Consider the following 13,495-nt stretch of genomic DNA (forward strand, 5'->3'; position numbering starts at 1 on the left):
GTGTGTCAACCACGTGCGCGGGGCCGCAACCGAAGCGGCCCCGCGCACGCGATCAGATGGGGTTGATCAGGCGTTCCCGGACCCACCGGACAGCGAATCGATGGTTCCCTGCAGCTTGGCCTTGAAGGCGTCGGGGACCGGCACGTAGCCGATCTCCTCGAGGCCGGCCTGGCCGTCGTTGAGGATTCCGGTGAAGGCGTCCTTCAAGGTCTGGCTGGTGGCCTCGTCCTCGTAGCCCGCGGAGCAGACGATCGAGTACGGGGTCAGCAGCAGCGGGTACGCACCCGGAGCCTTGGAGGCGAACAGCGCGTCGGTGTCGACGACGAGGTCCTTGCTGGCCGGGTCCTTGAAGGCCAGCGACTCGAGGGCGGTACCGGCGCTCTCGGCGTTCAGCGCGACCGGGCCGGCACCGAAGTCGACCTGCGCCACTCCGAGGTCGTTCTCGGTGGCGAAGCCCCACTCGACGTAGGTGATCGATCCGGGGGTCTTCTTGACGGTGTCGCCGACGCCGGTGGACTTCGAGGCACCCGAGCCGACGCCCTTGGGAGCGAATTCCTTGCTGTGCTCGTACGGCCAGTCGGCGGGAGCCGAGTTCTCCAGGAAGCGCTGGAAGTTGTCGGTGGTACCGGAGCTGTCCGAGCGGTACACCGGGACGATGTCGCTGGCGGGCAGCTGCACGCCCGGGTTCAGCGCGGCCACGGCCGGGTCGTTCCACTTGGTGATCTTGCCGTTGAAGATCTTCGCGATGACGCTCGGGTTGAGCTTGAGGTCGTCGACACCTTCGAGGTTGTAGGCGACCGCGACGGGACCGACGACCAGCGGCAGGTGCCACGGGGCGTTGCCGTTGCAGCGCGCGGTGGCCTCGGTGACCTCGTCGGCCTTGAGGGCGGAGTCCGACCCGGCGAAGTCGACGTCACCCGCGATGAACTTCTTGATGCCGTCACCGGAGCCGCTGCCGGTGTAGTCGAGCACGATGTCACTGTTGTCGGTCAGGACCTGGCTGAAGTGCTCCATGGCCTTCTGCTGCGCGGTGGAGCCCTCGCCGCTGACCGTCTGTTCGCTTCCCCCACCGCACGCCGTCACGAGAGTCAGTGCCGCGATCGCCGACACCGACGCCAGGGCGCCGTTCCGATTGATTTTCACCGCTGGTGTTGCCTTTCCGTTCGCGTTCTCCGCCCCGACTGGCGTCGGGTCCGGAGTGTCCGAATGGAAAGCTATGGGGGCGTGGTGGACTGATCCCCTACAAAAGATGAACTGCGGGTGAACTGGCCAAGGCAGACGGGGTGAGAACAACTTCGGGGCGAGCGTACGTGATCTGCATAACCCGACATTCGGGACTTAGGCAAGCCTTGCTATAGTTTCCCGGATCGCACTCATGGCCACGCCCTCACCCACCCCGGCTTCGACCCCCCGGCACGTCGACCCACCGGCATCCCGACCCGGCACGCTTTCGCGTTTCCGCTGCGCGGCGATCGACCTGCTGCACGGACACAACCGGGCGGCACTGGTGATCGGCCCGCTCGACCTCCCGTCCCGCGCGGTGGCCGCCGACCGGATCGTGCGCCTCGCGCGGGTGGGGCCGCACACCCGCGTCGGCCTCCTTCCCTCGCCCCATCGACGCGAGTGGGTCTTCGACCCCGACGCCGCCGCCGACTCGGTCGTCGACGCGTCACCGCCGGCGCCCGGCACAGACCCGGCCCGCCTGTTCGATGTTCTGTACTCGTTGCCCCACCGGCCGTTGCGGATCGTGCTGGCCGGCGACCATCTCGCCCTGGACTACGACCACGGACTCGGCGACCTCACCCTGCTGAATCTCATCGTCGACGTCATCGTGGGCGCGGTCGACCCGTCGACGCTGCCGCGCCGGGGACCTGTTCTCCCCCCTCTGCTGGTCGCGTCGGCGATCACGGTGGCCGACCCGCGCCGCGCCGCCTCGCTCCTGCGCTTCCAGCGGCACCGCGAACCCGTCGAGCCGCCTCGCACCCGACGCCTGGTTCCGCCACGACGGCCGGTCTCCGCGAACGTCCACATCGCGGCCCCCGCGGTGGACGCGATCCGGGCCGGGCGGACGTCGTCCATGCCGGGAACGGGGCTGTTCGCCATCTACACAGTTGCCCTGGTCGCGGCGCTGACCGAAGCGGGCGTCCGGCTCGACCCGATGGTCACGTTGCCCTTCGACGCCCGCACATACCTGCCATCCGCGATGCGGACCTACGCCAATTTCTCTGCCGGGCTGAGCTTCCCCGTAGACGAGGCCACCTCGGCTGCCGCGCTGCAACGCGCGATGACCGCGTCGGCCCGGATGGGACGGCCGACGGCCAACCTGGCACTCGCCACGATCAAGACCCTGCGCCGTCCACGCGACGACCGCGGCTCGGCGTCGCCGGCCCAGCACGTCCCGGCCGACGGTCGGGTCCGTGCCGAACTGCTCCACTCGAGTGTCGGCCACCTGCCCGGACATCAACGCGGCTGGCAATGGTCCGACCCCGCCCGCGCCGCGGTCATCGGGGTGGCCACGCCGCCGTCGGCAACCGGGATCACGGTCACGACCGGTTTCGTGGGCGGCGCGGTCTCGATGACCGCGGCGTTCCGCGACGACGTCTTCGACCCGGCGCGCATTCGCGCGGCGATGGACGCCGTCGCCGGGCACGCCGCACGGATCGTCGGGGTGCCCTGACGTCCATCACTCCCCCGGTCACACCCCGAACCACATCTGATCCCGAGCTACCGAAGGCCGAAACCGTGCTGTCCTCCCATCCTGTCGATCCACTGGCCGACCAGGCGACCCCCGTTCCGGGTGCCCCCGACCCCGACGCCCCGGTCCGCCCCTATCCGACCCTGTCGGTGGTCGTGTGCTGTTACACCGAACGCAGGCGCCGGCTGCTCGACATCGCGATCGCCGAGATCCGGGCACAGCTCGGCCCCGGTGACGAACTCGTCCTCGTCGTCGATCACAACGAGACCCTGTGGGCCGACCTCGCGGCCGCACATCCCGACGCGGTCGTGTGCGCGAACGAGGGATCCCGCGGGCTCTCCGACGCGCGCAACTCCGGCACCGCCGCCGCCCGCGGTGACATCGTCGTCTTCATCGACGACGACGCGTGCCCGGCACCGGGTGCACTCGCGGCCGTTCGGACCCGATGCGCGGACGCCGACATCGTGGCGGTGGGGGGAGCCGTTGTGGCGCAGTGGGATTCGCCCGCGCCCCGGTGGTTTCCCGAAGAATTCGGATGGGTGATCGGTTGCGACTACCGAGGACTGCCCGGCGACGGCTCGGCCATCCGCAACCCGATCGGCGCCGCGATGGCGGTCCGCCGGGACGCACTGACCGACATCGGCGGATTCTCGACGCGGCTCGGCCGACGCGGCACGATGCCCGCCGGATGCGAGGAAACCCTCATGGGCATCGACCTGCGTCGTCGCGATCCTTCCTCGAAGATCGTGCGCGACACCACTTTCGGGGTCACCCATGCGGTGACCGACGACCGCGCCCGGTTCGTCTACTTTGCCCGTAGGTGCTACCAAGAGGGTCGCTCCAAGGCGATTCTGTCCGAATTGGCCGGCACCGGCGATGCCCTGTCGAGCGAGCGGAGATACACCACCCGGGTGCTGCCCTCCGGGGTCTGGCGTCATCGCCGGACCCCGAGTCGTGTCGGCGCGCTCGTCATGGGCTTCGTGTTCACCTGCGCCGGATACGTTTCCGGCCTCGCCCGCCGCGACCGGGGTGTGTCCCGATGATGGGGCCCGGACGGCTGCTGGCGTCGATGGGCGCCGTGGTGGCGACAGCGGTGTCGGCGTGTTCGGCACCGACCGTCCTGGCCGAACCCGACAACGGGCCCGAGGTCATCTTCGTCGACGAGTTCGACGGCCCCGCGCGTGCACCGGACGACCCCTGGCAGATGATGACCGGCGGCGGGGGCTGGGGCAACGACGAAGCGCAGGTGTACACCGACTCGCCAGCCAACGCCCGGATCGACGGCGAGGGACATCTGGCCATCACCGCGCGACGGGGACCCGACGGTTACACCTCGGCCAGGTTGTCCACGAAGGACCGGTTGTCGGTCACCTACGGCCGGGTCAGTGCCCGCATCGCCGTACCCGCCGGCACCGGCCTACACCCCGCGTTCTGGATGCTCGGCGACGACATCGACGAGGTCGGCTGGCCCGCGGCCGGGGAGATCGACATCATCGAGACACTCAACCAGGCACCCGAGTACCACACCGGCGTCCACGTCCCGCAGGCATCATCGGAACGGGGACAGAACATCTCGCGGTCGGGCGTGCCCGCCCAGCCACTGGCCTCGACCTTCCGTACCTACTGGGTGAACAAGCTCCCGGGCCGGATCGAGAGCGGGATCGACGACCAACGGCTGTTCGTCGTCGAGCCCGGGGATCTGGCACCGGACTCGCGGTGGGTACTCGATCAGCCCTTCCACCTACTTCTCAACCTCGCCGTCGGGGGCAACTGGCCCGGACCGACCGACGACACGACACCTGCGGAGAACACCATGCTCGTCGACTGGGTCCGGGTGACCGCACCGTGACAACCGACTACGCCCACGACGCGGCGGATGCCACCGCCGAGCCGGACCCCGTCCCACTCGATCCCGCGATGCCGCTCGAGGGCGCCCCCGAATGGCCGGGCGCCACCTGGGTAGGGATGCTCGATGTCGCCGAGATCACCGGCGACGACCGGGATCCCGATTCGGTCTCCGACGGAATGGTCACGTGCGCCCCACTCGACGCCGCCGGTTATGGGCGAGCCCGGGTTCTCCTCCGGCACGGGTCCGCGCCCATCCGGTTCGTCGACGCGCCGATCGTCGACGGCCTGGTGCGTGTCCCGGTCGCACCGTACGCTCTGCCGGACTTGCCATCTCGTGCCACACTGCCGCCGATCAGCGTCGTCGTCTGCACGCATGAGCGGCCGGGCATGCTGGCCGATGCACTGTCCTCGTTGCAACGACTCGACTATCCCGACTACGAGGTGGTCGTCGTCGACAACGCACCCCGCACCGACGGCACGCGACGCGTGGTGGACGCGCTCGACGATCCGCGGTTCCGGCTCGTGACCGAGCCGGTGGCCGGACTGTCCAACGCGCGCAACGCCGGTCTGCTCGCCGCCGCTCACGACCTGGTGGCCTACACCGACGACGACGTCGTCGCCGACACCGGGTGGCTGCTCGGCCTGGCCCAGGGTTTCGGCCGGTCACCGGAGATCGCGTGTGTGTGTGGAATGGTGCCGAGCGGGGAATTGCGGACGCGGTCCCAGATCTACTTCGACTGGCGGGTGTCCTGGGCGGATTCCATGCGGGCACGGGTCTTCTCGCTCGCCGACCCACCGTCGGATCTCCCGTTGTTCCCCTTCCAGATCGGCGTCTACGGCACCGGTGCGAACTTCGCGATCCGCCGGGACGTCGCCCTGGCGCTGGGCGGATTCGACGAGGCACTAGGGGCCGGGACACGAACGCGGGGAGGCGAGGACATCGACATGTTCTTCCGCATCCTGACGGCCGGCCATGCGCTGGCCAACGAGCCGGATTCGATCATCTGGCACCGGCATCGCAGCACCGACGAGGATCTCCTGGAACAGTCACGGGGCTACGGGCTCGGGCTCGGTGCATGGCTGACGAAGGTCGCCACCGAGCGGCATCATCTCGCGCTCGCGCTGCGCGTACTCCGGCGTCGGTCGCGAGCCGTCGCGAGAGCCGGTGCCGCCTACGGCGCGATCACCAGGCCACCGGAGGGGATCGCGGACGGCGTTGCGGCGCAGGCAGGCCGGCGTGAGGTGTTGTCGGTCGTCGGCGGACCCGTCGCTCTTGCACGCGAACGGCTTCGCGGCCGGCGCGCCAGGCCTCTGGCGAAGGCGCGGTCGTGACGGCCGCCGCGGAGGCCGCGCCGTCACCTCCCACCGACGCCGACGCTCGGGCCGGGATCTCCCCGGCATCGGCCGGACCGTCGGGGTCCGTCGCGGTCCTGAGCCTCGTCGCCGCGATCGCCGGACTCGTCGGCGCCCTGCCCCTGCCGTCGGTGCCGAGCGCACTGCTGGTGGGCTTCTTCGTTCTCTGTGGACCCGGTGCCGCCGTGTGCACCTGGGTGACACTCCCGCGGCGCACCGTGCTCGCCGCGGTACCGACGCTCGGCATGGCGCTGACCACCCTCGTCACCATCGCCGCGCTCTGGTCGTCGTGGTGGCATCCGACCACACTCCTCGTGGCAGGCAGCGTGGCGGTCTTGGCATCCGGCATCGTCCACCGTCGGCGAACACACACCCCTGCACCCGACGTCCGGGAGCTACGGAGTCGACTCACATCCCGCGGACTCACCGCGGTCCGCAGTCCGGCGCTGCGCTCCACCGGATTTCGCGTGTCGGTCGCATTGTGCGTTGCGGCGCTGACCTGCTGGGCAGTGGCCGTGCCGACGCTGCCGAGCGTCGACGCGAGCTACTACGGCCTGCTGTTCTCCGGCAGCGGACGTCTACTCATCCCGGCGACGGTGCTGACGGCGGCCGCAGCCGTCGTCGCGATCGCCACCCGCAGCAGCTCCGGGCTGGTCGTCACCATCGGCACCGCGATCGTCGTCAGCCGCGTGACCACCTGGCTCGGTACCGAGATGCCGCTCTACGACTGGACCTACAAGCACCTCGCGGTCGTCGACTACATCCAGGACACGGGCACGCTCACCCCAGGCGGCACCGACATCTACGCCCAGTGGCCCGCCTTCTTCGCGGTCGCCGCATGGTTCTGCGACGCCACCGGGCTCGATCCGATGGTCCTGGCGCATCTCTTCGCCACGGTCGTCCACATCCTGCTCGCGGTCGTCGTCTATGCCACCGCCCGCACGTTGTCGATGCGCCGTGTCGTCGCACTGACCGCGGCTCTCATCGTCGAGACGGCCAACTGGGTCGGCCAGGACTACTTCGCGCCCCAGGCGTGGGCACTCGTCCTGGCCTACGGTGCGATCGCCCTTCTGCTGGCGTCCCGGCATGCCCCGCGAGCCGCAGTCCTGGCGATCATCCCGTTCGCGGCGATCGTGCCGAGTCATCAGCTGACACCGTTCTGGGTTCTGGGTGCGGCCGTCGTACTGGTGGTCCTGCGCCGGGTGCGGCCGTGGTGGGCGGTGGCCATCATGCTCGGCATCGCCGGCGCCTATCTCCTGGCCAATCTCGAAGCCGTCGCGCCGTACGGCATCCTCTCCGGGGGTAACCCGATCGACAACGCGGCCACCAACTTCACGATGGCCGGTGTCCCCGCCAAGGAGACGACGTCGACGGTGTGCCGCGCCCTGTCGGCGGGCGTCGTGGTGGCGGCGGGGATCTGCGCGCTGATCGGCTGGCGCCGCCGGCGCGCACACTGGCTCACCCTGGCCGTTCTCGCGTTCTCCGCCCTCGCCCTGCTGCTGGGACAGAGTTACGGCGGCGAGGCGATCTTCCGCGTGTATCTCTATGGGCTACTCGGGTGCGCGCTGCTCATCGCGCCCACCCTCGTGTGGTTGCTCACCGGCTTCGCACGCGGCGGCCGCGCCCGGTTGCGCGCCGCCGGTGCCGCGATCCTGGTCTGTGCGGCGACTCTCGCCGGGATGTACTCCTACGTCGCGCTGTGGCCGGTGATCGTCGAGACGCGCGCGCAGTACGAGGCGATCGACGCCATCACCGAGACCGCCGAGCCCGGAACCCGGTTCATCACACTGCATCCGGCGGGCATGCCCACCCGGACGAACGGCAACTACGCCCCGATGACGCTGGCGAACCCCTACTTCGACTACCCGCTCAGTTTCGACCTCGCGGGCGACCGGATGACGTTCCCCAGTCCCGAACAACTCGGCGACCTCTTCTGGAAGGTCGACCAGTCCGACAAGCCGACCTACGTCACCTTCACCGAGCAGTCTCGTCGGATCTCCGAGTACTACGGCACCTACCGCCCCGGTGCGGCAGCGGAACTCGAGGCGGCCCTGCGGGTCGCACCCGGGTGGCGGCTGGTCCACGAGGACGGCGACACCGCGATCTTCGTCTTCGAACCGAAGCCCGCCGCCTCTGCTCCCTGATCCGAAAGAACGACCTGCTTCCTGCTCCCTGAGGTGCGAGGAGCGCAAGCGACGAGCCACGAAGGGTCCAGACAAACACCCACGCGACCGATGAACTTCAACTCGACTGATGGATTTCGATCGAAGTCCATCAGTCGAGTTGAGGTTCATCGGTAGAGCGCGAAACGCCGGCGACCACACGGTCGCCGGCGTTCTTGTCACGCGAGCCGTCCAGCGGGGCGGCCGAACGTCTTTCGATGCCGCTCAGCGGACGGCTGAGGCCTTCGCGTCGCGATGGAGACGGCGCTCGAGGCCGATCGTCCGGAGCACGCGCATACCGTCGGTCAGGGCGTTGAGGTTGCTGCGTCCGTGGATTCGCTTGGACTCCCGGCTGCCGACCTCCCGGATCGTCAAGCCGCTGCGCGCCATCCGCACGTTGATGATCGTCTCGATTTCGAATCCGTCGCCCCACTGGGGTTCGTCGAAGTCGGTGAGCGGAAGGTCGAGGACGTCCAGGTGCCGACGCCAGAATGCGTTGTAGCCGTAGCAGAGATCGGCGAACGAGGTGGCGAAGATCCGGTTCACGAGCCAGTTGAGCCCCTTGTTGCCGACGCGGCGGAAGGCGGTGATGTCATCGCTGTGTCCACCCAGGGAGAAGCGGCTGCCCTTGGCGAGGTCCGAGCCGGCCACGAGCGCTCCGACGAAGTCGGGGATCTCGGCGGGATCGGTGGACCCGTCGGCATCGATCATGACGATGATGTCGCCGGTCGCCACCTCGAACCCGCAGGCGAGCGCGTTTCCCTTCCCGGAACGGGTCTGCGAGACGATCGTCGCGTCGGGCCACAACGACCGCGCGACGTCCACCGTTCCGTCGACCGACGCACCGTCGACGACGACGATCTGATCCACGGGCGGCATCCGCTCGGCAACATACGGCAGGTTGAGCGCTTCGTTCCGGGTCGGGATCACCACGGTGACAGTCGGTTTCGCCGTCTCCACGATCCCGGCTTCGGAGACGCCCAGTTCGTTCTCGAACTCCGTCAAGTCGTCGAGCACCGCCGGATCGGCACTCCCCGTGCCATTCCCAGCGTCGATCAAGTCGGTCACCATTCCTCCAGAGCATTCGCATCATCGATAAGCCATGAAGCGCCCCCCACGACGCTCAGCGAGAAGAAGCATAACCAGTAAGGTTAGGCTTCTCTTACTTTGTGATCAGCTTCATACGAACCGCCCAAAACGGACTCGCAGACGTGCACGGGGTCCTCGCCTTCCGCACTTCCCGCCGGTCAGGGCGCCGTCGACCCGAAAAGGGCTCCGGCGCCACCGAATGGAAGCAATCTTCAGGATAGGCTACCCTCATCTCGGATCCGAGCGCCCCGCCAGATCTACAGCCGCCGGATCGGATCGGAGATGTCAGTGTTCGACGCGCACACGCCGTCTCGACGATCGCAAGACCGACTCGGGTCCCATCCGCGGATCTCGGCGACCGCACACCGATCCGGACTCCGACGGTGACCGTCACCCACCGTCGCATCCGGACGCGACGGGGACTCACCAGAAACCCGGGCGGACTCCTCGGCGACCAGACGGGCGTGGGCCTCAACATCATGGCCGTCATGACGTCGAGTCTGGCGACCGGCGTGCTCGGGTTCATCTTCTGGACGATCGCCGCGCGCGGCTACACCACCGCGGAAGTGGGTCGGGCGTCGGCGCTCATCACCTCGGCGACGCTGCTGGCCACCTTGTCGAATCTGAGCATCGGCAGTCTCTACGAACGCTTTCTGCCGGTCGCGGGCGGCAACGCACCGCGAATGATCACGTCGGGGCGCATGGTGATCATCGGTGCCGCACTTCTCCTCGGCCTCGGTTTCGTCCTCCTCGGACCGGTCGACTCGCTGTTCATGAGCCCCTGGGAGACTTGGCTTTTCCCGCTGTTCGTGGCCGTTCTCGGCATCTTCGCCATCCAGGACCAGATCCTCATCGGCCTGGGCCGTTCACGAACGGTCGCCACGAAGAACATCTCCCAGTCGACCATCAAGCTGGTCCTCGTGACGGCGTTCATCCCGATCGCCACCGGATTCGCCGTCTTCTGGGCCTGGGTCCTACCCGCCGCGGTGATCGCGGCGTGGGTGGGTCTGGGCGCGATCCGTCGAACCGCACGCTCGATGACCGGGCCGGGCACATTGCCGCGGCCCGGCGAGATCGCCCAGTTCTACGCCGGCTCACTGGGGATCACGGCCGTCGGGGTGGTCGTGCCGCTCATCGTCCCGCTGGTCATCGTGGCGCGCCTGGGCACCGAGATGAACGCCTACTTCTCGATCTGCTGGCTGGTCGTCAACACCGCGGCGATCCTCCTGCACGCCACGTCGGCACCCTTCGTGGCCACCGCCGCGGAGCCCGGCGCCGATCTCCGGTCGGCAACGCTCCGGTTCATCGCCCTGTGCGGCGGCGCCGGGGTCATCGGCTGCGTCGTGCTGTTCGTCACCGCGCCCTGGATTCTCGCGATCATGGGACCGCAGTACGCCGACGAGGGCACCGACCTGATCCGCTTGATGGCGCTCACCCTGCCGACGGTGTCGTTCGTGACGATCTACACCGCTCTGGCCCGCGTGCGCCGCAAACTCCGTCTCGCGGTCGGCGTGCAGGGCGTGTTCGGCGTGATCGTCCTGTGCGGCATCGTCTTCGGCGCCGACCACTGGGGCATCATCGGCGTCGGTTACGTCTACCTCACGGCCAACGTCGCCGTCGTGATCCTCCTGCTCGTTCCCGGGCTGCGCCTCATCCGGCAGGCCCTGACCCCCACCACCACTGCTGCCGAGCTCTCGGCGAGGACGACCACACCATGACCATCGACACCTCTCGTGGCCCCCTGGCCGCGGTGCCCACGCCTGTCTCCGCCCCCGAGCCGGACCTGACCGGCGGACTGGCGCACGCGTTCGCGACGGCGGCCGACCGGTTCGGGGACGCGATCGCGCTCCGCTTGTCGGACACCGTGATCAGCTACCGCGAACTCCTCCGCGCCGCACGGGGAGTCGCCGCCCGCATCCGCGACCTGCAGCCCACTGATCAGGGCCCGGTCGTCGTCCAGCTCGGTCTGTCGCCGGACACCGTCGCCGTGGTCCTCGGCGTCTTCCTGACGCGGCGCCCCCTGGTCACGCTCGACACGGCCCTGCCCGCGGAGCGGATCGACGCGATCCTCGCCTCGCTGCGCACCCACGGTCGGCCACCGGGACTGGCCATCGCCGACGCCGAACACATGGACGGGTTGCGCGACTGCGGAACCCGATGTGATCTCCCGGTCGTCGAGACGACCGGCCTCCTCGTCGACGCGGCGTCCGCACCGGACACGGCGGCGCGGGCGATCGAGACCGAGGACACCCGATCCGGATCCGACGCCGCGTTCGGGGTCACGAACATCCAGTTCACGTCCGGTTCCACCGGAACGCCGAAGGGCGTGCTGCAACCGGGCGCGATGTGGCTGTGTGACTCGATCTTCATGCGGGAGCGCTTCGGGCTCGGTGAGCGCTTGCGCGTCGCCCTGTGCATGCCGATCAGTTTCGGCGGCGGGTTGAACGTCTTGATGGGTTCACTGCTGAGCGGCTGCGACGTCCTCGTGGCCGACCCCAGGCAGGGCACGCCGACCGACCTGCTCGACATGATCGCGGCGGAGCAGATCCACACCGTCTTCCTGACCCCGTCGTTGCTGCGTTCACTCGTTCGCTCGAGTACCGCCGGCACCGTCCACCCCGCGTGGTCGACGGTGCGACGGATCATCACCACCGGTGAGCCGCTGACCGGTGAATCCGCGACCGCCACACTGTTGTTGGCACCCCAGGCGACGGTCACCAACTGGGCCGGCTCCTCGGAGACCTACGCGATCGGACACTTCGACGTCCGCGCCGGCGACCCTGCGCGAACAGGACCGCTGCCCGCCGGCACACCGGCACTCCACAAGACGGTGAGGGTCGAACGGTCCGGACGGGTGTCGATCTCCTCGCGATACATCGCTCTCGGCTACCTCGACCCGGCCGGCGACGTCGATCGGTTCTCCGTCGACGACAACGGGATTCGCACGTTCCACTCCGGAGACAACGGGCGGTTCGACGGCGAGGACCTCGTCCTGCTCGGCCGCGCCGACGATGCGGTGAAGATCCGGGGTTACCTCGTCGAACCGGCCGAGGTGAGCGCCGCGCTCCTACGCGAGGGCGATCTCTCCGAGGCCGTCGTCATCGCGCGCGAGAATGCGAGCCGGACAATCGAACTGATCGCCTACGTGGTCCCGGAGGGAAACCGGCGCACACCGCCGACCGCCGCCCTGCGCGCGCGCCTCCGCGAGGCGTTGCCCCCCTGGATGGTCCCGGCGCACATCGTCGAACTGTCCGACCTGCCCCGCAATGCCCGGGGCAAGATCGACCGCACCGCCCTGCCCGAACCCCGGCGCCACATCGAACCCGTTGTCGGCGAACTCGAGTCATCCGTCGCCGCGACCTGGGCCGGTGAACTCTCGCTGGATGTCGTCGGGCGGACCGAGAACATCTATGCCCTGGGTGCGGATTCGCTCACGATCCAGCAGATCATGGTGCGCCTCAACTCGACGCACCGAGCGGGCCTCACCCAGTCCGACATGGCCTCCGCGCCGACCGTCGCCGAGCTCGCGACGATCATCGCCGCCCGCACCGGCGGCTCGGGCACGGGGTCGCGGGATCGGCGAGGCGAACGCCTGGCACCGACGACGATCCCGTTGCGCCGGGGACACGGGCGGCCGGTCTTCTGTTTCACCGGCGCGGGCGCCTCGGCACTCACGTTCGTGCCGTTCGCCGACCGCGTCGGCGAACTCGACGGCGTCGGACCGGTTTTCGCGTTCGCACCGCACGGCCTGGACACCCGCGGAATCCCCGACTGGACGGTCAACGCCGCCGTGCGTCGCCATCTGCGCGACCTGCGCCGCATCCAGCCCGAGGGACCCTACGTCCTCGTCGGGCACTCGCTGGGAGGGTTCATCGCCCTGGAGACCGCGCGGCGACTCGAGGCCGAGGGGCACCGTGTCGACCTGGTCGTCGTGGTGGACACGTTCGTCCCGCCGCGGATCCTGCATCGCGCCAAACGCGCCGACCCGTCCCTCACCACCACTCCGGTGTACGAGCCGCTTCCGCGGAAAGAACTGTGGCGCCGACGCATTCGCGTCCCGCTCGCGGGCGTGGTGAAGACCTCGCCGACCGCCGACGCCCAGGCCCTCGAGGAACTCGGCGTCCGGGTCGGGCGGCTGCATCGTCCCCGCCCCTATTCCGGGCGTGCCCTGGTGGTGCAGGGCAGCGAGAACCGCGACGAACCGTCGATCTGGCGGCGCCACATCGTGACCGGGGACGTCGACGTCCTCCGTCTCGACTGCAACCACCTGTCCGTGGTCCGCGAACCCCACATCGGCGACATCGTCGACGCCATCGACACCGTCCTGCGAACGCGCGACCGGTGAGAC

Annotated in this window: 9 protein-coding genes; 7 read left to right on the forward strand and 2 right to left on the reverse strand. The window is 69.1% G+C overall.

Annotated features, from left to right (window positions below; all coding sequences use genetic code 11):
- Positions 1 to 66 precede the first annotated feature (66 nt).
- A complete protein-coding gene (pstS, locus tag AC3B6C_RS01735; protein ID WP_010840606.1) occupies positions 67 to 1,143 on the reverse strand; it encodes a phosphate ABC transporter substrate-binding protein PstS in 1,077 nt (358 codons plus the stop codon).
- A gap of 232 nt (positions 1,144 to 1,375) precedes the next feature.
- On the opposite strand from pstS, the gene AC3B6C_RS01740 reads away from it, so the two are divergent.
- From AC3B6C_RS01740 to AC3B6C_RS01760, 5 genes are all read left to right on the forward strand, one after another.
- The gene (locus tag AC3B6C_RS01740) at positions 1,376 to 2,677 is read left to right on the forward strand and encodes a hypothetical protein (RefSeq protein ID WP_488374682.1); all 1,302 of its coding nucleotides are present in this window, start codon (positions 1,376 to 1,378) and stop codon (positions 2,675 to 2,677) included.
- 65 nt (positions 2,678 to 2,742) lie between these two features.
- Positions 2,743 to 3,738 carry a glycosyltransferase family 2 protein gene (locus AC3B6C_RS01745; protein WP_488374683.1) on the forward strand — a complete coding sequence of 332 codons (996 nt, stop codon included), beginning with the start codon at positions 2,743 to 2,745 and terminating at the stop codon, positions 3,736 to 3,738.
- Between the two features lie 26 nt (positions 3,739 to 3,764).
- Positions 3,765 to 4,544 (forward strand): glycoside hydrolase family 16 protein, encoded by a 780-nt coding sequence (locus AC3B6C_RS01750; protein WP_010840609.1) that lies wholly within the window; start codon positions 3,765 to 3,767, stop codon positions 4,542 to 4,544.
- Positions 4,541 to 5,875 carry a glycosyltransferase family 2 protein gene (locus AC3B6C_RS01755; protein ID WP_488374684.1) on the forward strand — a complete coding sequence of 445 codons (1,335 nt, stop codon included), beginning with the start codon at positions 4,541 to 4,543 and terminating at the stop codon, positions 5,873 to 5,875. The genes AC3B6C_RS01750 and AC3B6C_RS01755 overlap by 4 nt, the downstream gene beginning before the upstream one ends.
- Positions 5,872 to 8,040, forward strand: coding sequence for a hypothetical protein (locus AC3B6C_RS01760; RefSeq protein WP_488374685.1), 2,169 nt, complete (start codon positions 5,872 to 5,874; stop codon positions 8,038 to 8,040). The genes AC3B6C_RS01755 and AC3B6C_RS01760 overlap by 4 nt, the downstream gene beginning before the upstream one ends.
- Positions 8,041 to 8,283: 243 nt before the next feature.
- Here AC3B6C_RS01760 and AC3B6C_RS01765 read toward each other — a convergent pair whose 3' ends face one another.
- Complete coding sequence (locus AC3B6C_RS01765) at positions 8,284 to 9,129, reverse strand: glycosyltransferase family 2 protein (protein ID WP_010840612.1); 846 nt, start codon at positions 9,127 to 9,129, stop codon at positions 8,284 to 8,286.
- 401 nt (positions 9,130 to 9,530) lie between these two features.
- Between AC3B6C_RS01765 and AC3B6C_RS01770 the strand changes: the two genes are divergently transcribed.
- Together AC3B6C_RS01770 and AC3B6C_RS01775 are read left to right on the forward strand one after the other, a co-directional pair.
- Entirely contained in the window at positions 9,531 to 10,865 is a 1,335-nt protein-coding gene (locus tag AC3B6C_RS01770; RefSeq protein ID WP_488374686.1) for a lipopolysaccharide biosynthesis protein, read from the forward strand.
- A complete protein-coding gene (locus AC3B6C_RS01775; protein WP_488374687.1) occupies positions 10,862 to 13,492 on the forward strand; it encodes an alpha/beta fold hydrolase in 2,631 nt (876 codons plus the stop codon). The genes AC3B6C_RS01770 and AC3B6C_RS01775 overlap by 4 nt, the downstream gene beginning before the upstream one ends.
- The last annotated feature ends 3 nt before the right edge of the window (positions 13,493 to 13,495 follow it).

The organism is Gordonia sp. 11cp (genome assembly GCF_057767225.1).